This is a genomic window from Proteus mirabilis ATCC 29906, from assembly GCF_000160755.1.
Lineage (GTDB): Bacteria > Pseudomonadota > Gammaproteobacteria > Enterobacterales > Enterobacteriaceae > Proteus > Proteus mirabilis.
On sequence record NZ_GG668579.1, the window covers coordinates 165,204 to 189,028 of the forward strand.

The following is a 23,825-nucleotide window of genomic DNA, read 5'->3' on the forward strand; positions in this document are numbered from 1 at the left end:
ATAAACGTTCCTTGTCTCCACGTCACGCAGTCTCGATACTCATCTTGAGCAACCCAATTTACGCTACTTGCAATCCATACCAATCAATAGCGCTATTGGATATCACTTAATTCCCTATGATGCGAAACCACACAAATATCATAAAATACAAATATAACGCTCAACTTATTGATTATTGATAATTAATCATTGATCACTTAGTTTTTCTTCCGTGAAAATAGCTCATTTCCTTTTTTCCTTAGCCAAATTTCGACAAGTTGATAACCGGCGATCCCTAGGGCAGAGCCGATCCCCATAACCGCAATAGGATGAATACCCGGCCATAAAATCAACAGAGCACCTGCCACAACAGAAACTGCTGATCCTAGGATGATCCTGCCAATAAATAGTCGTAATGTGATAACTTCATTAGCAACTAGCATCTTCCCTAATGCAATAAAAGCGCCAACAACTACCAATGATACTAGTGTGTGATCATATTCATCCATGAATATACCTCGCATTCGCTTACAGTATTTAGCCGTAAAAAGAACCCTCACCTCCTAGTATCAATCAGATAATCTGTATGGAATATGCAAGATCCTTTTGCTCAAGGATAAATACAACGTCCTTTTGTACTATCCTTGCCCACTTCCTTGTTAATTTGTAATAGGTTATCCATTACCTATTTTTCTCCACATATTAGTCATTACAACAAATTAAATAATATTTAAATTCAATACGTTGTATCTCCACATGTAGGTTTAACGTGAAATCATTATCTATAAATTTTGTATTTTATACTAGTAACTTTGTTCGGCTATTGTCGGTTAATGGTGTTTAACCGAGGTTAACCGAATTATTTTTAGTTAAATAAACAAATAAACTTGTTTTTCATGATAAAAATCAGTTAACAACAAATTAAAATACAAAAAAACAATAATATTACTGGTGATTGTACAAACTTAGGCTAATATAGAAGGTGGTGATAGATTGATAATAAAGAGAAAATACCATGCGTGTTTTAACAATTTACTGTCCTGAATGTGGTGAAAAAGCGATGATAAAGAAAAGTAATCGCAAGCATAAAGAGTTAACAGATCTTTATTGTGCCTGCCGTGATCCGCTTTGTGGGCATACCTTTGTGCTAAATCTTACCTTTAGTCATACTCTAAGTCCCAGCGCCAAAAAACAAGATGCCCTTTTATTAGCAATGATAAAAAATCTCTCGCCACAGCAACGAGAAAAAGCCTTAACCTTGTTACAAGAGATATAACGCTTTTTTACTTACTCTATTTTGCCTTGATTTTATGATCCTGCTCCCATTCTGGCAGGTAAATAAGTTAACTGGTTCTTATATAACCATAAATGATGTAGATTTAATTTAATCCAACAGAAACATTCTTATATCGCTTATTAAAGCAACATAGCAATTCAACAACCACAGAACGCTGTTTTGATTAAAAAAGCCATAAAATGAGTCATTCCTTTAATCAGAATTTGTCGAAATCTTATGTAACAGCATTCTGTTACATAAAATTTCAATACAAGTTTCAAATGGAGTATATAGATGAAAAAGCTTATTAATCGTGTTGATGATGTTTTATCAGAACAACTGCAAGGTTTTGCTAAAGCCCACCCTGAAATCAATCTCCATCCCTCTTCTTTTTATGTCACCCGTCATGATGCCCCCGTAAAAGGTAAAGTAGCCCTTTTATCTGGAGGTGGCAGTGGGCATGAGCCAATGCATGCTGGTTTTGTTGGAAAAGGCATGCTTGATGGGGCATGTCCTGGTGAGATCTTTACCTCACCAACCCCAGATAAAATGTACGATTGCGCAAAAGCAATTGATAGCGGTGAAGGTGTATTAATGATCGTTAAAAACTACACCGGTGACGTACTCAATTTTGAAACTGCGACAGAGCTACTACATGATGAAGGTGTAAAAATTGCTACGGTATTAGTTGATGATGATGTTGCGGTTAAAGATAGTCTGTATACCGCCGGTCGTCGTGGTGTAGCGAATACCGTATTAATGGAAAAATTACTAGGTGCGGCGGCTGAGCGTGGCGATACACTCGATGATTTGGTTAAGCTAGGTCATCAAATTAATAATAATGGTTTTTCTATTGGTATTGCACTACAGGCTTGCACCGTACCTGCTGCAGGAAAACCCTCTTTTACTCTCCCTGAAAATGAAATGGAATTTGGCGTTGGGATCCACGGAGAGCCAGGAATAGACCGTCGCCCATTTACTTCATTAAATGATACCGTTGATGCCATGTTTAATACTCTAATTGAAAATGGTCACTATCAGCGCACCATTCGCAGTTGGGATCGAGTCAATGGTGATTGGATTGAAGAGACACAAGAAAAACAGCCACTAAAATCAGGTGATCGTGTTATAGCCCTAGTCAATAATCTTGGCGCCACTCCCCTTTCTGAATTATATGGTGTTTATCATCGCCTTGCCCTGTGCTGTGAAAACTTTGGTCTTAACATCGAACGTTCGTTAATTGGCTCTTATTGTACATCGCTCGATATGTCGGGGATCTCAATTACCTTATTAAAAGTAGATGACGCGCTACTTACTTTGTGGGATGCACCCGTTGCTACACCTGCGATGACAAAATAAGTTTTCCTATAACGATAACTAAGGATCAGAAAATGGTATTAACTCATCATCAAATTATTCTTTGGCTACAACAATGCGCTCAACTTTTTGAACAAAACAGTGACTATCTCACCGATCTCGACCGTGAAATTGGCGATGCTGACCACGGCTTAAATATGAATAGAGGCTTCAAAAAGGTAGCGGAGAAATTACCTGAATTTGCCGATAAAGATATTGGTTTTATCTTTAAAAATACCGGTATGACATTACTGTCTAATATTGGTGGTGCCAGCGGTCCTCTTTTTGGCACCTTCTTTATTCGTGCCGCTAAGCCCACCGCATCATTACAAAGTCTCGATGTAAATCAACTTTATGAAATGACTAAAGAAGGTGTTGATGGCATTGTCAGTCGCGGTAAAGCACAACCAAATGATAAAACTATGTGTGATGTTTGGTGGCCTGTGGTTGATAGTTTAAAGCATGCGAATGACCAAAGTTTATCTATAGAAGATGCTATTGATAATGCACTGAAAGTTGCAGAAAAAGCGGCGGAGGAAACTATTCCTATGCAAGCGAAAAAAGGCCGTGCCAGTTATCTTGGTGAGCGCAGTATAGGACATAAAGATCCCGGCAGTGCCTCTGTGGTATTGATCCTCCAAGCGCTGTTTAATGCTATCCACGCATAATCATTCACAATATAATCAAGAGAGGTCTGCCATGATTAATATCGTGATTGTTTCTCATAGTAAACATCTTGCTGAGGGTATTGAGGCGTTGGCGAATCAAATGCTTAACCCAACGCATTGCCGATTAGCCATTGCCGCAGGTGTTGATGATGAAGCGCACCCTATTGGTACTGACGCTGTTAAAATTATGACGGCGATTGAATCGCTCGCCGAAGCTGATGCCATTATTGTTATGATGGATTTAGGTAGTGCCATACTCAGTACAGAGACAGCAATTGAACTGCTTGATACAGAATTAGCGCAAAAAGTGACACTATGCTCAGCTCCGCTGGTAGAAGGAACATTAGCCGCTGTTGTCGCAGCGTCATCCGGAGCTAGCTTAGAAAAGGTTCTCGAAGAAGCCAACCATGCACTAACCCCTAAAAAGATGCAATTGGGTGAAAACATGGGTGGCTCAGAGCCAAATGATGTCACGCCTTCTATTCAAATGCACGGCAAAGAAGCTCATTGGGTGGTAAAAAATCCTCATGGTTTACACGTTAGACCTGCAGCGACACTGGTTGAGCTACTGTCAAAATTTCGTGCTGACTATCAATTAATTAAGGGAGATAGACGCATTAATCCCCTTAGTTTAAATCAACTTTCTCTTATTCAAATTCGTCAAGGTGATGAAATAACCTTAATTGCTTCAGGGGAACAAGAAAATGAGGCTATTGATGCCTTTTTAGCACTGGCTAAACAAGGTTTTGGCGAAGCATTACCGGATGAACTCACGGAGCAAAGTTTAACCGGTACTCTTGTACCCGCTTCCCCCATCAAGGGACCGGCTTTTATTTGGCATGAGCTAGAATTAGCCCCTATTGAAAATTTATCTGCACCACTCGATAGCACAATACAAATTGAGCAATTTAATCAAGCGATAAAAGATACACTCAATGATTTGAAGCACTATGCTGAAAAAGCCAATCACACATTAGGTGAACAAATAGGCGCTATTTTTAACGGCCATATCATGATGCTGGATGATGAAGAATTACTCACCAATGTTATCGATCGTATTAAAACAGATAACGTTAGCGCTCAGCAGAGTTGGACGAATGAAATGAAAGAACGTATCCAACTCTACCGTACTCTCAGTGATCCTTATTTGAGAGCACGGGAGTTAGATCTTCGTGATCTGCGCAATCAAGTTCTTTACCATTTACAACAGAAAACGCCTCCTAAATTTACCCCATCACAACCCTCTATTTTAGTGGCTAAAGAGTTATTCCCCTCGACATTAATTCAGTTTGATGCAACTCAATTATTAGCCATTACCTTAGCTGAAGGGGATAGTTGTTCTCACAGTGCCATTATCGCCACGCAGATGGGGCTACCGATGTTAGTTCATTTAGGTGATGGATTATTAAAAATAAAAGAAGCACAAGAATTAACCCTTGATCTCAAGAGTAGTGAATTAATTATTGGATCAATAAATTAATGTGCTAATGCAATAAGCGCCAAATGGCGCTTATTGATAACTATCAAACCTTAGGTTTATAACTCTCTTTATCCAGTTCATGCTTTTTCATGCGTAAATAGAGTTTTTTACGTGGGATACCTAAATAATCAGCCACATCGCTCACACGGCCAGCAAATAAATAGAGTGCATCTTCAATTAAGCGACGCTCATAATCATCAACTAAGTTATCTAAAGGCCCTTCAGGGGGGATAATGGCACGATGTTGTTCACTATCAACCATTTTCACAATACCAACAGCATAGAGTTCAGCGACATTCCGTAGCTCACGAATGTTTCCAGGCCAATCATAACGTTTTAATATATCGAGATAATTACGATCAATTTTTGGTACGGCGATCCCAAGCCGCTGAGCACTTTGCCGTAAAAAGGCTCTAAATAGAGGAATAATATCTGGGCGTCTTGCGCTTAATGGTGGCAAAGAAAAAGTTATTTGCGAAAAGTAGTAATAGAACTCAGGTATCAATCGCCCTTCAGTGACCAATTGCTGGGTATTATTTTCTAAAATCGCGATCGTTCTAAATTGACGCTTACCCTGCCTTTCCATATCTAATAGGTAAGCACTTAACCAACGTTGTGCACCAGAAGGTAAATCATAAGGGGAGCGTAAAATCAGTGTGCCGACTTCCTCTTGCTCTATTTGAGCAATCAGTGGCTTAATATCTACTAAATTTTGACAATCTACCGTAGTCACCGCTTTATCGCTGTGAGGACTTAATTCATGTAATAACTGAGCGAGTAGATGTCGCCCTGTCCCCATCTCACCTTCAATCATTAAGTCTTTATCAATATCAGCAATTTGCTGTACTTGCTGTCTAATGGCGGTAATTTGTGCACTATCGCCAACTAAACGCTCTTGAGTGGTGGTGATCATCGTTTTTCTAAGTGAAAGAAGTGATTTTCGCTCTTTATGCGCTTTAGCAACTAACTCTAAAAATAGCGGTGGATTAATGGGCTTTTCAATAAAATCATAAGCGCCTTTTTTAACGGCCTCTACAGCAAGGGGTATATCACCGTGGCCGGTGATCATAATCACCGGAATACGAGGATCAATTTGTTGAATACGCGCTAAGACTTCCATGCCATTCATCGCAGGCATGTAAATATCTAACACTACCGCTCCTTCATATTCTGGTGTCAGCAGACTCAATGCTTTTTCTGGCGAATCAGTCACTCTGGCAACCATTCCGGCAAGATTAAGCAAATGACGATAAGATTCGAGAATATCCTCATCATCATCAATTAATAGTACATCAATATCAGACAGCAGTGACTGTGTCATGAGTAAACTCCAAAACAACCATCGCACCGCCATTTAATGCCGATGCTAAGTAAATTTCATAACCAAACCGTTGCATAATAGAACGGCAAATCGATAGCCCTAACCCTAGCCCAACATCTTTGGTGGTGGTAAAAGGGGTGAATAATTTTGGTAAAACATCAGCATTAAATCCTTTGCCACTATCGGTAATGCCCACTCGTTGATATTTCGCTTCATCCGATAATAGGTCGACGCTGATCTGACTTTCGCCCATTCCTGCGACCGCATCCATTGCATTAACAAACAGGTTAACTAAGACCTGCTCTATTTGTGTTGGATCGGCACAAATATTCAGTTCACTGGGGATATTATTGATAATGGTGCACTGCTCTCGTTTAGAGCGCGATTCCACTAATACCATGGCACTTTCCACCAGCCCCTGTAACGGCGCTGAAACATAACTGACTTCAGATGAGGATTTTTTAGAAAAATTACGTAATGCCGTAATGATCCTATTCATACGAGCACATAATTTTTCAATACGCTCAATGGGATCAGGAAGTTGGTCATATTTCTCCATCTGTAGTGTTAATTTAACGCTATATAAGTAGGTATTAATGGCTGAAAGCGGTTGATTTAATTCATGTGCAAGACTGGTCATTGCTTGTCCTACTACAGCCATTTTGGCCGCTTGCACTAACTCTTCTTGTGTCTGAATTAAGTGTTTTTGTGCTTGTTCACGACGCACAATTTCTTCATTTAATTGTTGGTTCTTTTCTTGTAAATCTTGGGTTTTTAATGCCACAAGATGTTTTAATTCTAATCGACTTAATTCTTGGCGAGTAATATCCGTGATCGTCACAATATATTTATGCTCGTCTTTATGAGGATATTCGCGAATATTAAATTGCAGAAAATGAGGCTTTCCTTGTTTTACCATGCTCACAATAGACTCACTTTGCCCAAACAAATAAAGCGGACTTGTGGGACTAAACTGCGCTCTTAATATCGTATTGGCTTCACCACTAAATAATAACCATAATGGTTTATTGCTCTGTTCATGACCAATACCTAATAAAGTAGCAGCACTGGGATTGACGGTTTCCATACGTCCATCATGATGACAAGTAATTAAACTGGCATCGGTATTATTAATCAGATTCAGGGCATTCGTGGCTTCAACTTCTTTCATTTGACGCCAAAAGCGCCGCAAACGGCGACTTAATAATCCAATTTCATCTTGCCCTTCAATTAATACAGGCTCTGTTAAATGACCTTTAGCAACATGGGCGAGATCATCACTCAACTTATTTAATCTAGCAATCAGTCGCCTATCTATTAAGATTTTCATGACAATAATGCTGAGCAATAGTGAAGCAACGACAATTAAGATAATGACAATTTTTCCCGTTGCCATCAGTTGTCGCGTATTATCATTGAGCTTATTCAATGCTTCACTGGTGGCAAGCACATTACTTCTTACTGCATTATCAAACTGAGATAATTTTTCATTTAATTTAGGGGTAAGTGCTTTAAGTTTTTTTTCGGTTTCGACATCATCAATCAATGTTTGATAGATATCACCGTCAAAACGAGTGATCGCAATAATTTCTTGCAATACTTGGCGATGAGCAATGGTAGAAGGATAGCTTTTTAATTTTTGATTTAAAGCGATAATTTCATCAATTTTGACACTTATATAGTGAAATGCGACATCAATATCACGGCTATAGCGTTGATGTGCAATTTCTTCCACTAAGCTAATTAATTCATTTTCTGTAGTGAATAACTCTTGAAGTAACGTTGATTCTAAAAGCAGTTGTAAGCTATTTTCCTGTACATTTTTTTCATTAAGCATTTGGCTGACATGCCACTCAATTTCATTAAGTAGAGGCTTAATATCTTCACCTACCGCATCATGCATCCAAGCCAATTGACCTAAAAGCTGTGCTAACCTATTTTCGAGTTCACGACGTTTATCTAATAAAATATCTTGCTGCTCAATTAAGTTTGATAAGTCATCCACTAATTGATTATAAAAAGTGCGTTGTGATTGTTGCTCAATCGGAAACTCGCGCAGATTATCTAATAGTTGATAAATTTGCTGTTTTTGTTGTTCTGAAACTGATTTACGTTGTGTTTGCTCACGCTCTTTTAATAGCATCTGTAAATTAGTGCTGTAACGCTCCATATTATAGCTGGTGGTTAACATAGGTAAGGAGTCACCAACAGACGCATTGATTTGAGTGGCTAATTTTCCCCACATAAAAAATATCACCCCACCAATCAATAAAGTGAGTAACGAACTAAAGATAAACGCCAAATAAAGGCGTCTACCGAGTTTGCCCGATTGCTTAGGCATTAATATCTGCATCCATCATACCTTTCAAAAAAACAGTATTTTCAACTGTATATCTGAACCACAAGGCGGTTAGGGAGATTTAGTTTCTTTCAATAAAACTAATGCTTGTTCAAGTTTTTCCGCTTCTAATGTACGCCATTGGTACAATACGGCTAACGCTTGATCTGAATATTCCCGCTGATCGGCTTCTTTCATAAATAAGGCTTGTAATGTCGGTGAATTAGCTTCTTTTTCGCTAATTAGTACTGAACTGGCTATTTTTCGGGCTTGATTGGTTGCTGCGATCCGTTCTGGTGATCGATTTTGTTGTTTTTCTGCCTCGTGGATCTCATTCCAAACTTGGCGCATTAATGGAAAATTATGGGTGATCATTTGATCAAAAAGAACATTGACCACTTCGCTACGGCGATAAGCTTCATTACTGTTTAAAATAAACTCAGTATTATTAGCAAGCTCATCATTATTACGTAAAATTTCTTTGCTGAGGGGGATCTTCGCCATATCACTTTTATAGATAATCTCTTGTCCTTCATCCGATAAAAGAAAGGCGATAAATTTGGCCGCAGTATCTCTTTTACTGCTTTCAGCCACAATAGCGACATAAGCAGGTAAAATAATTGATTTATCAAAATAACTAAAATCAACAAAATCAAAGCGTTTTTGGTGGTTAAAAGCGTAATTATCAATAATAGGCCCCGCCCCCACAATACCTCTGGCAATAGCGTCACTCACTCGTGAACTACGTGCCGATATCGAAGAAAGGTTACCACTGGTTTCTAGTAAAATTTGCCATCCGCGCTCCCAACCATATTCTTGCAGCACATTTTCAACCATCAGTTGCATCGTGCCAGAGTTGGCTGGTGTCGTCATAGTTAAGTGCCCTTGGTAAATCGGATCACTTAAATCAATCCAACTTTTAGGTGCCGGAATACCTAACTTTTGCAAGTATTGTCTGTTACTCATGATCCCAATACCTGAATAACCCACCGTGGTTATTTTGTCATTTAAGATATCACTATGACGAGTTAGCCATTTTGGTGTTTCATAGTTAATCGGTAAGCGCGCGAGTAGTCCTTCTCTATCTAAATGATGAAAAAAATTAGCCGAAGAGGACATCACTATATCAACAGGTTGCGTAGGATACTGCTTCATCATCCGTGTAGCGATCGCAACACGCCGATAAACCACTTGTACCTTAGTTTCAGGATAACGAGCACTAAAAGCTTCGGTAAGTGGTCGCATGGGTGTATCTGAAAGTGTTGTCAGTATAACCAATGGCTGCTCATCACTTTTTGCTGGAGTGATAAACAGCCAACTAAATAATAGTATGAGGCTAAAGATTATTTTTATTCTCATGACATACCCCTGATTTTGTGTTGAATAAACCTAAAAATGTGTTGAGCATCAAATTTCTGATATTTAGCAATATTTATTATTTTCAGTGAATGAGTCCTTAATGACCCATTTTCGATGATGATACGACGATATATTCACTCATTTTTAGTCCAACACCTAATAGCAATGTTACAAATTTGACTCACCGATTCAGCAGAATGTGTCAGCTCTGACTCAAATTAGCGCTTTTGCCCTCTGATGGCCTAAATGAATAGCATCTGCCCTGAAAAACAAAATCAGCTTCAGGCATGAATAATATTCGGAGTCATCTCTATGTTAAGTTTCTTTAAAACCAGAAAGGATCTGCCGCTAATCGAAGCGTCCAATGAAAAGATCCGCTCAATATATAAAAAATATCAGTGGCAGGTTTTTCTTGGGCTAGTACTAGGTTATGCCATGTTCTATGTGGTACGTATGGCACTTGGTGTCGTTAAAAAGCCGATGCTAGATGCCGGTATTGTGACCACTGCAGAACTGGGTTTAATGGGGTCGGCGTTCTTCTTTACCTATGCCTTTGGTAAGTTTTCCAATGGCTTCTTGTCGGATTATGCCAATATTGGCCGCTTTATGTCCATTTCGCTGATTGCGTCCTCTTTTGTTTGTATCTTTATGGGAATGTCGACTGCGAGCCTATTCTTCATCTTATTGTGGGGAATTAATGGTTGGTTCCAATCGGTAGGATCTGCCCCTTCTTGTGTGTCTATTTTCCAATGGTTTTCTCCGAAACAGCGCGGTACAGTCTATTCTATCTGGGGTGGCTCACGTAATATCGGTGAAGCAATCACTTGGATATTAACTGCGACCATAGTGAGTTTCTTTGGCTGGCGTGCCGGTTTTATCGGTGCAGGTATCGCGGGTATTGCAGCAGGTATCATCTTACTGATGATCTTAAAAGATCGTCCTCGTACTTATGGTCTACCTGATCCTGCCAGTGCGTATGGTGAAGAGTCAGAAGCCGTTAAATCAAGTGATCCAAAAGAAACTCGCCGTGCTCAATTATTTGTCCTAAAACAACCTACCGTATGGATCATCGCTGCAGCTTGCGCTGCCATGTATATTTCACGCTACGCAATCAGTTCATGGGCGGTGCTTTATCTACAAGGCTCAAAAGGCTATTCACTGATTGATGCTGGCTTTGCTATGTCAACTTACCCTATTGCGGGCTTCTTTGGCGCCATCTTAGCCGGTATGGCCTCTGACAAACTATTTAATGCTAATCGTCATATCCCAACACTTATTTATGGTATCGCCAATATTGCCGGTTTCGCCCTCATGTTCTGGGGACCACAAAGCCGTGTTATGGATGCCATTGCATTAAGTATGATTGGTTTTGCTATGGGCGGACTGGTGGTGTTCTTGGCGGGCTTAACGGCTTGCGATCTGATGCCAAAAAACGCAGTAGGTGCAGTAAAAGGCTTTATCGGACTTTTTGCTTATATTGCCGCATCTGCTCAAGAGCTTGTTTCTGCCTCGCTGATCAAAGTCACGCAAGTCGGTGATATCACTCACTATGATTTCACAACGGTACAGTATTTCTGGATTGGTTCTGCCATCGTGTCCATGATCTTAGCTACGCTGGTCTGGAATGCGAAAAAAGTCACCATGGATTAATAAATTAAGTTGTTATCAAGGGATACTTTTCAGTATCCCTCTTTAAAAAAGAGAATGTCACTATGCGTAAGACAAAAATTGTTGCGACTCTTGGCCCTGCTAGTTGCTCAGAACAGATGATTGAAAAACTGATTTTAGCTGGCGCTAATGTATTTCGTTTAAATTTTTCACATGGTACTCGCGAACAGCATCAGTCCACAGCCGCAACTATCCGTCAGGTCGCAAAAAAACATCGTGTATTTATCGGCATTTTAGCTGATCTGCAAGGCCCTAAGATCCGTATAGCGAGTTTTAAAAATAATGCTATTCAATTAACACAAGGGGATAGTTTTATCCTCAATGCAGATTTAGACAGCACACAAGGCGATGAACAACAAGTGGGGTTAGATTACCCACAACTTGTACAAGAAGTCACACCAGGGAATATTCTGTTACTTGACGACGGTAATATCCAATTAAAAGTCCGTGCAGTAAATAATAATAATATTGAGACAGTGGTCACTGTCGGTGGAAAATTATCTAACCGTAAGGGAATTAATTTACTCGGCGGCGGTTTATCCGCACCAGCCTTAACGGACAAAGATAAGCAAGACATACACACAGCAGCCGCTATTCAAGCAGATTATATAGCCGTTTCTTTCCCTCGTAATGGTGCAGATATTGAATATGCCCGTCGTTTAATTGTTGCTGCTGGCAGTCAGGCAAAAATTGTTGCCAAAGTAGAGCGTGCAGAAGTCGTTTCATGTCAAGCCAATATGGATGACATTATTCAAGCATCGGATGTCATTATGGTAGCGCGAGGGGACTTAGCGGTTGAAATTGGCGATGCCTGTCTTCCTGGTGCACAAAAACAGTTAATTGCTCGTTGTCGTGCTCTAGGTTGCCCAGTTATTACAGCCACCCAAATGATGGAGTCCATGATTGAAAATCCAATGCCTACCCGTGCGGAGGTGATGGATATCGCTAATGCAGTAGGTGATGGCACAGATGCGGTGATGCTTTCTGCAGAAACAGCTGCAGGTAAATATCCTGAAGAAGCCGTTCGTGCAATGGCTCGTGTTGCAGAAGGTGCAGAGCGCTCTTTTGCCGCCAATGCCGAAAACCCATGGCAATCCCCTTCTTACTATTCACAAACAGGCCGTTGGATTGCTTTAGCGGCGACCACAGCAGCTTTTCATAATGATAAACATCTGAGCGTTGCTGCTTTAACTGACAATGGTCAATCAGTCACGCTTCTATCGCGCTTTATGCCAAATAACAATATTTATGCATTAACAGATAACCCCGCACTTGCTGGTCAGTTGACTGTATTACGTGGTGTAACGCCTGTCACTTATCAACGTCAAAATAATAATGATGGTGATGAAAACATCATGCAAAAACTGCAAACAGAAGGATTATTAACAGATATTCACTCACTCTTAATCACCCGTTTATCGACCTTTGAAAAAACCGGTGAAAGTGACTGTTGTCATCTGGTTCCGGTAAAACAAGTTACAACAGCTTTAACTTAATTGTCTGTTATCAAATAGCTTATGAGAGAGGCAACCTGAAGAGGCCAATAACAAGAAAAACAGTATAGCCAATTATTTTAGCCACATGGAACGTGGCTATTTTTCTTTTTAATGCACCTAACCATCATTATCTATTAAAAAATAGTGCTCCTAGCTGTTGTTTTTTTCGACAGCATCCCAATATTAATTCCTATATTCACTGTATTAATAGGAGAATATGATGGCAAGTGGATGGGCAAATGATAGTGCTGTTCAAGAACAAATTGATGCCACTATTGATGATGCCATTGCAAGAGCGCGTAACCAAATGACTCAGGGAGAAAGTGCTGAGTTTTGTGATGAGTGTGGTGAAGCAATTCCATTGGCTCGGCAAAAAGCGATTCGAGGGGTTCGCTATTGTATTAACTGCCAAGAAATGATAGATAAAAAATATAATACCTTTAGTGGCTATAATCGCCGTGGTAGTAAAGATAGCCAACTCAGATAATGAGCACACTTCTTATACAAAAAACTGTACCTTATGTAAGCTTACTCAATCAAGGTACAGTTTATTTTATTCAATCAACTCACGAGTTAAATTTTGCTGACTTTCTTAGCACTTAAACTATGGCTCATTTCAGTAATTATCTTTAAGAAATTATCAATATGGGAACGTTCCGTATTCGGGTTCATAAAGACAGCTTTTTCCCCCGGAATATAAACATAGCGATTATTTTTTGCATACTTAGAGCAAGCAATAGAATCAACCCAGTTGGTAAATAATCCCTTTTTACCCCGTTGTAAGAATAATTTTCTATGCCATTGTGCATTATGTACCATAAAGTCATAGGCTTCTTTATCTGTCGCACAGGTTGATTCTAGATCAAAGGCAACATTAGGATCAGAGACTAAGTTTGGATCATATAATTTAAACCCAACACTTGGGCCTTGGTTTTGAGGCACTATGACTTTGGCATTCCCCATAGCAAGTAATTGATGGCGCATATAGTTCGCGTTTTGTAGGCAATGGGCAATGATGGTTTGATAGCCTTCAATCCCCATATAATGCATTGCAGAATAAGCCCCAAAAATACCAACCCCACTACGTGTACATTCAATAGTTGATTGTAAATGGGTTTGACCTTCTAATTCATGTTCAAAGTAAGTGAAGTTTTCCGGATCATTTTCAAGGGCAACAAAGTCATTACCATTTTTCACTAACACTAAACTTGAGGTATAAGGTACATATCCCCACTTATGGAAATCGATAGTAATTGAATCAGCATATTTTAGATGTTTAAATTTCGCCACATTTTGGCGTAAACCTTCTAAAGTAATATCGTTGATAGCCAGAGGGTTGCTATTAAAATCATAATCTAAGAAGAAAATAATTGGCCAACCTACTGCTGCATCGACGTGAATATGTGGTTTAACCGCGATTTCAAATTCTTCACACAGACGATCTCTTAATTCGCAAACGCCTTTAACATCATCAACGCCAAAGGTGTCCGTCGTCCCTGTCGTCAGCATAATAGTTGGTACTTTACACTTAACAGTAAAACAAGCTCTTAATTCACGCTCTAAGTGTTCCAAATTAATCGTATTATCTTCGGACACCTTAATGCGGATAGTCTTGTTATTAACATCAACTCCTAATAGCGCCAAGTTGGTCATATTAGAATAATGACCCCCTTGAGAGTTAATAATACGATAATCCTGATCGGCTGCCATGCCTAAATGTTTAGAATTAGGCATTGATTTACGTAAACCAAATAGATAACCATATAAGTTACACATGGTGCCACCTTGGGTGAAAACCCCAGAGGCAACTTCGGGATCGTACCCTACTAATTTAGCTACTTTTTTAATGGTGACTTTTTCTAAAACGTCAGCAACACCTGAGTATTCACAATAAACCATATTAGGATTGCCCATTAATCCTAATATTGAGCCATAAACACCCGGATCGCTTGGCATCGCAATGACATTTTCAACCGCTAATGGATTTTCCCAGTTTTTGCATAACGTCGACACTAACATGAGTAACTCGTTAGGATCATTCTCTGGGTAATTAATATGTTGCTGGATCTGCCCATCAGCCATTAAACGGTCAAATAACGCCTGCCCATTCTCATAACGCTGTAATTGATCCTTATCATTCGTCATGGTCTTTCTAAACTGTGTAATAGACTGAATGGTTTTATCCTGAAATATCGGCCAATACTGCGGATCACGGCTGAAAAAGTGAGCAATAACATCACGGTACTTCTTCTCAAATTCAGCATTTAGAATGTTAGCAGAAGATAAACCCAACAAATCTTGACTTTTCACTATATTCTCCAAATAAAAACCGACAATAGCTTAAATAAACTGAATAGCAATACTATACATTTTCTTATTAAAATAGTTAGTGATCTATATATAACAGTTGTTATTTAAATAGTTAACTAATAATTTATTTTATTTAAAATATATCAATAAGATAGGGATAAATGGCAAGCTATATTGACAGTCATTGCACTCCTATCCTTGCTTTTATGTGACTGACATCACAATAAAAATAGTCTCACTATTAGCATTATCGCCGGAATTAACTGTAATAATTTGATATATAATGAAAAAATATTAAAACCAAATAACTTATTGAAATTATTAGAATAGATATTTAATTAAATTAATTAATCTATTTTTAATGAAATTAATGCAATTAAAATTGCATTTAATGTAACTACAATACTCAAAATAAGAATAAAAAACTACATTATGCTTTATTAATAGATAATTTATTTTTTACTTAACTTTTACGTGACATTAAATATTAAAATAATAGTTAATGATGCTAAAGAGGCTTAATAAAAACAATCAAGTCAATAACATTAGTTATTTATACTAAAAATAATTAAAAAATTAGCATAAGTTAAAAACTTAATATATTAAACTGTTAGGGCAAATAGTATTGGTAAGCGATGATAACGAACTTTACCAATAAACTGATAATAATGATGATACAGCTGAAATAGCTGATAGAAGATTGAGTAGGAAAATCAAATTGAGATGGGGATTAATACATAAAGCGGGAACAGTATTTCTTCCCGCTTTATTAATTAGAATTCGTCCTTAATCTACAAAAGTTAAAACAGTCCCAATAATGTGCCAACACCTAGGGTAAAGAAGCTAAATAGCCAAATCCAACCAAATGAGTAACGTAAATGTTTACCCATATCAGTGCCTGCAAGCCCCATAGCAAGCCAAGCGGCTGGTGAGAATGGACTTACAAAGGTTCCGGCATTATTACCTATGGCCATAGCATACACAACATCAGCAACATGGACACCACCACTAGCTGTGACCTCCTGCACAATAGGCAATAGCGCAAAATAATAAGCATCAGTGCTGGTAAAGATATCCATGGGAACGCCTAATATACCCACAACAATATGCAAATTATCGACCCAATGAGAAGGTAATACTGCTGCTAAATCGAGGGCAATAGCTTCCAGCATTTTCCCATTAGACATGATGCCTAAAAAAGCACCTGCCGCTAAAATAATTGCTACCATAGAGAGTGCTTGAGGAGCATGATGATTAATTATCGCTATTTGATCTTTCGGCTTAGGATAGTTGATCACTAGAGCGGCTGATAATGCAACCATAAAAATATAAGGTGCCGAAAATAATCCTAAGGCTAAACACGTGATTGAGCCGATAATTAACAGAAGGTTGATCCAAAATTTTTGTGGTTTTTCTGTTCCTGTTTCTGGCTGATCTTCATCAAATTGTCTTAATAAAGAATCTTGCTCATAAGGCGTAGTCCCTTTTAGTTTTGCTTTAGCAATACGTTTGGTTTCTCGCACCCCCATCACCGCGGCAAAAAGCATCGAGCCAAAAATACCAATTATCTGCACTGGGATGATCTTTTGCCACAATTCCGCAGCCGAAATACCGGTTACAGCCGAGGCTCTACCTAAAGGCCCTCCCCAAGGTACCATATTCATCACCCCCATACTGGTGCACATAATTAGCAACATAAGATAAGGGCTCATACCTAAACGGCGATATAGCGGTAAAAAAGCAGGAATAATAATTAAGAATGTCGCCGCACCCGAACCATCTAAATGTACAACAGCCGCGACTAACGCTGTGACAATACACACTATAATGACATTGCCACGGGTGATACTGATCATCATACGGATCAGAGGGTTAAAAATATGCAGATCTTTCATTATGCTAAAAAAAAGTATCGCGAATAAAAACATCGTTGCGACACTACTCACCTTTTTAATACCTAATTCAAAAAAAGTAGATATTTCAGTAAATGAATAACCTGCGACAAGCGCACCAATTAATGGTATGACCGACATTGCAATAATTGGGCTTGTTTTCCCCATCATTAGTAATGTCACAATAGAAATAATAATGAGTAATCCGATAATCGTTAGCACATGAGGATCCTTGTAGTCGTTATTATATTGCACTTTATGTTACAAAAATGCTAACCACTCATGTAAAAACAGTTTCAATGATGTGAAGTTAATCACCGATTATTTTCTATATAAATATACTTAGTAAAAATCCTAATTATATTAAATAAAGTTAAAAATCAAATGAATAAAAAGAAAAATAGACATAAAAAAACCCAATGCAACATTGGGTTTCAATTCAATTTAAGCAACGAAATGTATCAATTAGTCTTCTAATAACAGAACAGATTCTAATGCAATTTCAATCATTTCATTAAAGGTAGTTTGGCGCTCTTCTGAGGTTGTTTGTGTACCTTTCTTAATGTGATCAGAAACAGTACAAATTGTCAGGGCACGTGCACCATATTCCGCAGCTACACCATAAATACCTGCAGCTTCCATTTCAACACCTAAGATGCCGTATTTTTCCATCACATCAAACATTTCTGGATCAGGCGAGTAGAAAAGATCCGCTGAGAAAATATTACCCACACGAACTTTAATATCTTTTGCTTTCGCAGCAGATACAGCATTTTGTACTAATTCAAAATCAGCAATAGCCGCAAAATCTTGGTCTTTAAAGCGTAAGCGGTTAACTTTAGAATCTGTACATGCTCCCATACCGATCACAACATCACGTAATTCAACATCTGGTAATACCGCACCACATGAACCCACGCGAATAATCACTTTTACACCAAAATCAGTAATTAGCTCTTTAGCATAAATTGAGCAGGAAGGAATACCCATACCGTGGCCCATTACAGAAATTTTACGGCCTTTATACGTACCAGTAAAACCTAACATGCCACGAACATTATTTACTTGACGTACGTCTTGTAAAAAAGTTTCAGCAATGTATTTAGCACGAAGCGGGTCGCCCGGCATTAAAACGACATCAGCAAAATCGCCCATTTCTGCGTTAATATGAGGGGTAGCCATAATTCTTCCTTTTAATATTGATCTTTCACTATTCAAATATAATTCGGTAGACATATTGCTATGCCTACCGAAGTAAAATTAAAACATTGCTTTACCGTATTCTACTGGTGATAAACCGAAGTATTTCACAACAGTTTGTCCGATATCAGCAAAAGTTTCACGGTGACCTAATGAACCTGGTTTAACTTTTGGCCCATAGACCAGAACCGGAATGTGTTCACGGGTATGATCTGAACCTTGCCAAGTTGGGTCACAACCATGGTCTGCGGTTAGGATCAAAATATCATCTTCTTTCACTAATTCCATCAGCTCAGGTAAGCGACGGTCGAATAATTCGAGTGCTTCACCATAACCGACAACATCACGACGGTGACCATAAGATGAGTCGAAATCAACAAAGTTAGTGAAAACGATAGTGTTATCACCCGCTAATTTCATCTCTTCAATCGTTGCATCGAACAGAGCATCAATACCTGTTGCTTTCACTTTCTTAGTAATACCTACATTTGCATAGATATCAGCAATTTTACCGATAGAGACAACGTGGCCTTGTTTTTCATCAACCAGTTTTTTCAACATAGTTGGTGCTGGTGGCTCAACAGCTAAATCATGACGATTACCTGTACGTGAGAAATTGCCTGGTTTGTCGCCAATAAATGGACGAGCAATGACACGACCGATGTTGTAATCACCTTTGTTTAGTTCATCACGAGCAATTTCACATAGCTCATATAATTTATCTAAACCGAAGGTCTCTTCATGACAAGCAATTTGGAAAACGGAGTCAGCAGAAGTATAGAAAATAGGTTTCCCAGTTTTCATATGCTCTTCACCCAGTTCATCCAGAATAACCGTACCAGAAGCGTGACAGTTACCTAAATAACCCGGCAAATTGGCACGTTTAACAATGTTGTCTAGCAACTCTTGAGGGAAAGAGTTTTTCAAATCTTTAAAGTATCCCCAATCAAATAATACAGGGACACCCGCGATTTCCCAGTGGCCTGACGGTGTATCTTTACCAGAAGAGATCTCACTCGCGTAGCCATAAGCACCAATAATTTCCGCATCTTTGTCTAAACCAACAGGGAATTTACCTGTTGATTCTTCAGCCGCTTTACCTAAACCTAAACGGCAAAGATTAGGTAGGTGAAGAGGACCTTTACGACCATCTTTATCCGCTTTACCTTCTGCAAATGCTTGTGCGATATGTCCTAAAGTGTCTGCGCCTTGGTCACCGAATTTCTCCGCATCACCAGCAGCACCGATACCAAAGGAATCTAATACCATGATATGTACACGTTTCATAATTCTCTCTCCTGTGTCATTTTCCGTAGACCACGGATATGTCACTTATAAATCATCATTGAGTTCTTATTCGCTGACTTGGCGATACACCATTGGTGACGTTTCACGTTTTGTCTCACCAATTACCATCGCTTTACGGACTTCTGCCGCAGCTTCTTGCCATGATTTTTCACTATTGGCATGGATCATCGCGAGTGGTGTATCTGTATTGATTTCTGTTCCTAGTGCCGCGATTTCACTTAATCCAACACTGTAATCAATAGCATCAGTTGCTTTACGGCGACCACCGCCTAAAGTCACAACTGACATACCTAAAGCACGGGTATCCATTTCTGTGACAAAACCGGCTTTCTCAGCAAATACAGGCTTACTTAATACCGCCGTTGGCAGGTATTTATTGTAGTTTTCAACAAAATCTGTAGGACCATTTTGGGCTGCAACCATACGAGCAAAGACTTCCGCTGCTTTACCGTTATCCAGTACATCTTGCAGTTTTTGGCGAGCTTGTTGACGTGAGTCAGCTAAACGACCTGACACTAACATTTCTACACACAGTGCCATCGTAACTTCAAATAAGCGTGGATTACGGTATTCACCCGTTAAGAATTGTACTGCTTCACGGACTTCTACTGCATTACCTGCACTTGATGCTAATACTTCATTCATATCAGTCAGTAGTGCTGTAGTTTGGCATCCGGCGCCATTTGCTACTTGTACAATTGATTCTGCTAGCTCTTCCGATTTCTGATATGTTGGCATAAAGGCACCTGAGCCAACTTTAACGTCCATCACTAATGCATCCAAACCTTCAGCTAATTTTTTACCTAAAATAGATGCAGTGATAAGCGGAATTGAATCAACGGTAGCAGTAATATCACGTGTAGCGTAAAAGCGTTTATCAGCAGGTGCTAATGAATTGGTTTGCCCAATAATTGCTACACCAACATGACGAATAATATCGCGGAATTTTTCATCATCAGGGAAAATATCAAAGCCGGGAATAGCCTCAAGCTTATCAAGAGTTCCACCAGTATGACCTAATCCACGACCAGAAATCATCGGAACATAACCACCACAAGCAGCTACCATTGGCCCTAACATCAGTGATGTAACATCGCCAACACCGCCTGTTGAGTGTTTATCAACAATAGGACCATTTAAGTTTAGACTCTTCCAGTTTAGTACAGTACCGGAATCACGCATGGCTAATGTCAAAGCCACACGTTCAGGCATGGTCATATCATGAAAATAAATTGTCATTGCAAGTGCTGCAATTTGACCTTCAGAAACAGTATTATCTCTGACGCCATTAATGAAAAAACGGATCTCTTCTTCAGTTAAAGGATGACCATCACGCTTTTTACGAATAATTTCTTGGGCAAGAAACACTGCAACCTCCTGGTGTTATAGCATTGATAACGCCCACCCATTGTAGGGTAGGCATACTTCATAAATGAATTAATAACCACTAGACGATTTTTGTTCGCCATGACCGAGTGTGGCTAATAAATTACCTAACAGACTTGATGCACCAAAACGGAAGTGGCGAGCATCAACCCAGTTATCGCCCATAATACGGTTTGCTAATGCAAGGTATTGCGCAGCTTCTTCAGCTGTACGTACCCCACCCGCTGGTTTAAAACCAACTTCTTTGCCAACACCCATATCGTGGATCACTTGAAGCATTAATTCAGCGCTTTCCAGTGTTGCATTAACAGGCACTTTACCTGTGGATGTTTTGATAAAATCAGCACCTGCTTTAATTGAGATTTCAGATGCTTTACGAATGAGCGCAGGATCTTTCAACTCACCCGTTTCAATAATAACTTTCAGTAAAGCACCCGCTTTAGCGCAAGCGTCTTTACATGCTTTAACGATATCAAAACCGATTTGTTCATTACCTGCCATTAATGCGCGGTAAGGAAAAACAACATCAACCTCATCAGCACCATAAGCTAATGCTGCATTAGTTTCAGCTAATGCGATATCTAAATCATCATTACCATGAGGGAAGTTAGTTACGGTTGCAATACGAATTTCTGGTGTTCCCTGTTCACGTAATACTTTACGTGCCAGTGGAATAAAGCGTGGGTAGATACAGATTGCGGCTGTATTACCTTCTGGGCTTTTCGCCTGATGACATAGTTTTGTCACTTTTTCATCAGTGTCGTCATCATTTAAGGTGGTTAAATCCATCAAAGACAGCGCAAGGCGCGCTGCAGCGGTTAAATCTGTCATAAAACTCTCCAACGATGTTTCTCAAGCCCTCTATGGGCATACGCTTTAAGGTTAGCGATTAATTTTGTTGGCGAGCGGACTTGGTTCCTTGAAGATGTGGTTGTAACAAGTGCTACAACGACAGCTGAGCTCCCTCTCACCGCGCTATGCTCACTTCGGCGACCCGTCATTGAGCTTTCGCCATTCCATGAAGTTTCAGCACATCTTATTTGAACACGCTAGAGAACAATTAGATGTGCTTTCTGTCACAATAATAAAATCAAACTTGCAACTAAAGACATTAAATTGTGATCAGAATCACAAAAATTTTATTTTCTGGTTTAATGTTACTCGAATAAAGTCAGTAAGTCGTCTTTATAACGTAAAAACTTTTACTTTTAATGAAATGACTCATTAATTGGCTAACTTCTCTACAAGTTGCGAAGTAACTCACATATATATAAAGGTAGTTAACATTACAACAGAAAACAAACAAAAAGAGCAGATAAGCAATTACCTATCTGCTCTGTAAATACTTTCTTATTTAAGCAGCAACCACAGCCATTGCGGTTAATGCAAAAAAGAAGCCGGCGATGGTTGCACTCATTAAGTTAGAGAGTGTACCCGCTAAAACGGCTTTCATACCTAAGCGTGCGACATCTTTACGACGGTTTGGTGCCATTCCCCCTAAACCACCCAGTAATACCGCAACAGAGGAAAGGTTAGCAAATCCACACAGCGCAAAAGAGATAATCACTTTTGTTTGTTCAGACAAGGCCATTAAACCCGCTGCTGCTAATTGTGATTCATCTTGCAGATATTTACTAAACTCCGAGTAAGCATAGAATTCGTTGATCACCAGTTTTTGACCAATAAAAGAGCCAGCAATGGTTGCCTCACTCCAAGGCACACCAATTAAGAAGGCGATTGGTGCAAATACCCAGCCTAAGATTAATTCTAGCGAGAAGTCTTCATAACCGAACCAGCCACCAATTCCGCCAAGAATACCATTAATTAAGGCAATTAATGCGACAAAAGCGAGTAGCATTGCACCTACGTTTAACGCAAGTTGTAATCCTGAAGAAGCCCCTGATGCCGCAGCATCAATAATATTAGCGGGTTTTTCTTCATCACTTAAGTTATCAAAAGCATCTTTTTGATCATCAGGTGTTTCTGTTTCAGGAACCAAGAGTTTTGCGAAGAGTAAACCACCTGGTGCCGCCATAAATGAAGCGGTGATCAAATACTCCAATGGCACACCCATACTTGCATAACCTGCCAGTACCGAACCTGCCACTGATGCTAATCCACCACACATCACCGCAAAAAGTTCTGAGGTTGTCATTCTAGCAATATAGGGGCGAACCACCAGTGGTGCTTCTGTTTGTCCAACGAAGATATTGGCTGTTGCAGACATTGATTCAGTACGAGAAGTGCCTAATACTTTTTGTAATCCGCCACCTAAAATCTTGATGACAAATTGCATGATACCTAAGTAATAAAGTACTGCTATCAATGAAGAGAAGAACACAATAACAGGTAAAACACGCAAAGCAAAAACAAAGCCACCGCTGCCAAATAGCTCAAACATTTTGTCGGAAACTAAGCCAGCAAAAAGGAAGCTCATGCCGTTTTCACCATAATCGATGACATTTTTAACGGCATCAGAAATAGCCAATAACACTTTACGGCCACTTTCTGAATAAAGTACAAATGCGCCTAAACCAATTTGAATAAGGAATGCGCCACCGACCGTGCGTAATTTAATTGCACGTCGGTTGCTGGAGAAAAGAATGGCTATCAATATCAATGTGGCCATTCCGACCAAGCTCATAATGAGGTGCATTGAAGGATCCCTGTTCATATAAAAATTTAATGGATTATCAATAAGCTTGTTACTAAGTTTATTGACTCTTTTTTTGCCAGATAATTATACCTAGTCCCAGAAAAGAACCCTCTATATCCATCACAATTAGCA

At 39.3% G+C, this 23,825-nt stretch carries 18 protein-coding genes; 7 read left to right on the plus strand and 11 right to left on the minus strand.

Features of this window, described 5'->3' with window-relative positions:
- Positions 1–197: 197 nt before the first annotated feature.
- Entirely contained in the window at positions 198–488 is a 291-nt protein-coding gene (locus tag HMPREF0693_RS11715) for a phage holin family protein (protein ID WP_004249433.1), read from the minus strand.
- Positions 489–994: 506 nt separating this feature from the next.
- On the opposite strand from HMPREF0693_RS11715, the gene HMPREF0693_RS11720 reads away from it, so the two are divergent.
- The 4 genes from HMPREF0693_RS11720 (at position 995) to dhaM (ending at position 4,759) form a co-directional block, all read left to right on the plus strand.
- Positions 995–1,255, plus strand: coding sequence for an Ogr/Delta-like zinc finger protein (locus HMPREF0693_RS11720; protein WP_004245624.1), 261 nt, complete (start codon positions 995–997; stop codon positions 1,253–1,255).
- Between the two features lie 294 nt (positions 1,256–1,549).
- Entirely contained in the window at positions 1,550–2,614 is a 1,065-nt protein-coding gene (gene dhaK / locus HMPREF0693_RS11725; RefSeq protein WP_004245625.1) for a dihydroxyacetone kinase subunit DhaK, read from the plus strand.
- Positions 2,615–2,646: 32 nt separating this feature from the next.
- Positions 2,647–3,279, plus strand: a complete 633-nt coding sequence (gene dhaL, locus HMPREF0693_RS11730; protein WP_004245626.1) for a dihydroxyacetone kinase subunit DhaL — start codon at positions 2,647–2,649, stop codon at positions 3,277–3,279.
- A 31-nt stretch (positions 3,280–3,310) separates the two neighbouring features.
- Entirely contained in the window at positions 3,311–4,759 is a 1,449-nt protein-coding gene (dhaM, locus tag HMPREF0693_RS11735) for a dihydroxyacetone kinase phosphoryl donor subunit DhaM (protein ID WP_004250192.1), read from the plus strand.
- 43 nt (positions 4,760–4,802) lie between these two features.
- Here the strand turns inward: dhaM and HMPREF0693_RS11740 are convergent, their stop codons facing one another.
- Genes HMPREF0693_RS11740 through HMPREF0693_RS11750 form a run of 3 tightly spaced genes read right to left on the minus strand, consistent with a single transcriptional unit; the run spans position 4,803 to position 9,777 of the window.
- Positions 4,803–6,080 (minus strand): sigma-54-dependent transcriptional regulator, encoded by a 1,278-nt coding sequence (locus HMPREF0693_RS11740; RefSeq protein ID WP_004245628.1) that lies wholly within the window; start codon positions 6,078–6,080, stop codon positions 4,803–4,805.
- The gene (locus tag HMPREF0693_RS11745; RefSeq protein ID WP_004245629.1) at positions 6,058–8,433 is read right to left on the minus strand and encodes an ATP-binding protein; all 2,376 of its coding nucleotides are present in this window, start codon (positions 8,431–8,433) and stop codon (positions 6,058–6,060) included. The genes HMPREF0693_RS11740 and HMPREF0693_RS11745 overlap by 23 nt, the downstream gene beginning before the upstream one ends.
- A 57-nt stretch (positions 8,434–8,490) precedes the next feature.
- Positions 8,491–9,777, minus strand: a complete 1,287-nt coding sequence (locus HMPREF0693_RS11750; RefSeq protein WP_004245630.1) for an ABC transporter substrate-binding protein — start codon at positions 9,775–9,777, stop codon at positions 8,491–8,493.
- Between the two features lie 312 nt (positions 9,778–10,089).
- Here HMPREF0693_RS11750 and HMPREF0693_RS11755 point away from each other — a divergent pair, with 312 nt between their 5' ends.
- The 3 genes from HMPREF0693_RS11755 to HMPREF0693_RS11765 all read left to right on the plus strand — a co-directional run bounded on the left by HMPREF0693_RS11755 (position 10,090) and on the right by HMPREF0693_RS11765 (position 13,428).
- Positions 10,090–11,427 (plus strand): MFS transporter, encoded by a 1,338-nt coding sequence (locus HMPREF0693_RS11755; RefSeq protein ID WP_004245631.1) that lies wholly within the window; start codon positions 10,090–10,092, stop codon positions 11,425–11,427.
- 62 nt (positions 11,428–11,489) lie between these two features.
- Positions 11,490–12,941 (plus strand): pyruvate kinase, encoded by a 1,452-nt coding sequence (pyk, locus tag HMPREF0693_RS11760; protein ID WP_004245632.1) that lies wholly within the window; start codon positions 11,490–11,492, stop codon positions 12,939–12,941.
- Between the two features lie 220 nt (positions 12,942–13,161).
- Entirely contained in the window at positions 13,162–13,428 is a 267-nt protein-coding gene (locus HMPREF0693_RS11765) for a DksA/TraR family C4-type zinc finger protein (RefSeq protein WP_036932443.1), read from the plus strand.
- Between the two features lie 86 nt (positions 13,429–13,514).
- Here the strand turns inward: HMPREF0693_RS11765 and HMPREF0693_RS11770 are convergent, their stop codons facing one another.
- The 7 genes from HMPREF0693_RS11770 to HMPREF0693_RS11800 form a co-directional block, all read right to left on the minus strand.
- Complete coding sequence (locus HMPREF0693_RS11770) at positions 13,515–15,251, minus strand: pyridoxal phosphate-dependent decarboxylase family protein (protein WP_004245634.1); 1,737 nt, start codon at positions 15,249–15,251, stop codon at positions 13,515–13,517.
- A gap of 800 nt (positions 15,252–16,051) precedes the next feature.
- Positions 16,052–17,365 carry a CitMHS family transporter gene (locus tag HMPREF0693_RS11775; protein WP_004249424.1) on the minus strand — a complete coding sequence of 438 codons (1,314 nt, stop codon included), beginning with the start codon at positions 17,363–17,365 and terminating at the stop codon, positions 16,052–16,054.
- Positions 17,366–17,608: 243 nt separating this feature from the next.
- Positions 17,609–18,325 (minus strand): purine-nucleoside phosphorylase, encoded by a 717-nt coding sequence (deoD, locus tag HMPREF0693_RS11780; RefSeq protein WP_004249423.1) that lies wholly within the window; start codon positions 18,323–18,325, stop codon positions 17,609–17,611.
- A gap of 78 nt (positions 18,326–18,403) precedes the next feature.
- Positions 18,404–19,630 carry a phosphopentomutase gene (deoB, locus tag HMPREF0693_RS11785; RefSeq protein WP_004245637.1) on the minus strand — a complete coding sequence of 409 codons (1,227 nt, stop codon included), beginning with the start codon at positions 19,628–19,630 and terminating at the stop codon, positions 18,404–18,406.
- A gap of 66 nt (positions 19,631–19,696) precedes the next feature.
- Complete coding sequence (deoA, locus tag HMPREF0693_RS11790; RefSeq protein ID WP_004245639.1) at positions 19,697–21,019, minus strand: thymidine phosphorylase; 1,323 nt, start codon at positions 21,017–21,019, stop codon at positions 19,697–19,699.
- Positions 21,020–21,088: 69 nt separating this feature from the next.
- Positions 21,089–21,868 (minus strand): deoxyribose-phosphate aldolase, encoded by a 780-nt coding sequence (gene deoC / locus HMPREF0693_RS11795; protein ID WP_004245640.1) that lies wholly within the window; start codon positions 21,866–21,868, stop codon positions 21,089–21,091.
- Positions 21,869–22,391: 523 nt separating this feature from the next.
- Positions 22,392–23,693: a NupC/NupG family nucleoside CNT transporter gene (locus tag HMPREF0693_RS11800; RefSeq protein ID WP_004250187.1), complete on the minus strand. Its 1,302-nt coding sequence runs from the start codon at positions 23,691–23,693 to the stop codon at positions 22,392–22,394.
- Positions 23,694–23,825: the final 132 nt, after the last annotated feature.

Excerpts from the sequence above, each read along its gene's own strand:
- dhaM (WP_004250192.1), top strand. The coding sequence starts at position 3,311 with ATGATTAATATCGTGATTGTTTCTCATAGTAAACATCTTGCTGAGGGT.
- deoD (WP_004249423.1), bottom strand. The coding sequence starts at position 18,325 with ATGGCTACCCCTCATATTAACGCAGAAATGGGCGATTTTGCTGATGTC.
- deoC (WP_004245640.1), bottom strand. The coding sequence starts at position 21,868 with ATGACAGATTTAACCGCTGCAGCGCGCCTTGCGCTGTCTTTGATGGAT.
- HMPREF0693_RS11740 (WP_004245628.1), bottom strand. The coding sequence starts at position 6,080 with ATGACACAGTCACTGCTGTCTGATATTGATGTACTATTAATTGATGAT.
- pyk (WP_004245632.1), top strand. The coding sequence starts at position 11,490 with ATGCGTAAGACAAAAATTGTTGCGACTCTTGGCCCTGCTAGTTGCTCA.
- HMPREF0693_RS11765 (WP_036932443.1), top strand. The coding sequence starts at position 13,162 with ATGGCAAGTGGATGGGCAAATGATAGTGCTGTTCAAGAACAAATTGAT.
- dhaL (WP_004245626.1), top strand. The coding sequence starts at position 2,647 with ATGGTATTAACTCATCATCAAATTATTCTTTGGCTACAACAATGCGCT.
- HMPREF0693_RS11750 (WP_004245630.1), bottom strand. The coding sequence starts at position 9,777 with ATGAGAATAAAAATAATCTTTAGCCTCATACTATTATTTAGTTGGCTG.
- HMPREF0693_RS11715 (WP_004249433.1), bottom strand. The coding sequence starts at position 488 with ATGGATGAATATGATCACACACTAGTATCATTGGTAGTTGTTGGCGCT.
- deoB (WP_004245637.1), bottom strand. The coding sequence starts at position 19,630 with ATGAAACGTGTACATATCATGGTATTAGATTCCTTTGGTATCGGTGCT.
- HMPREF0693_RS11800 (WP_004250187.1), bottom strand. The coding sequence starts at position 23,693 with ATGCACCTCATTATGAGCTTGGTCGGAATGGCCACATTGATATTGATA.
- HMPREF0693_RS11745 (WP_004245629.1), bottom strand. The coding sequence starts at position 8,433 with ATGCAGATATTAATGCCTAAGCAATCGGGCAAACTCGGTAGACGCCTT.
- HMPREF0693_RS11755 (WP_004245631.1), top strand. The coding sequence starts at position 10,090 with ATGTTAAGTTTCTTTAAAACCAGAAAGGATCTGCCGCTAATCGAAGCG.
- dhaK (WP_004245625.1), top strand. The coding sequence starts at position 1,550 with ATGAAAAAGCTTATTAATCGTGTTGATGATGTTTTATCAGAACAACTG.
- HMPREF0693_RS11720 (WP_004245624.1), top strand. The coding sequence starts at position 995 with ATGCGTGTTTTAACAATTTACTGTCCTGAATGTGGTGAAAAAGCGATG.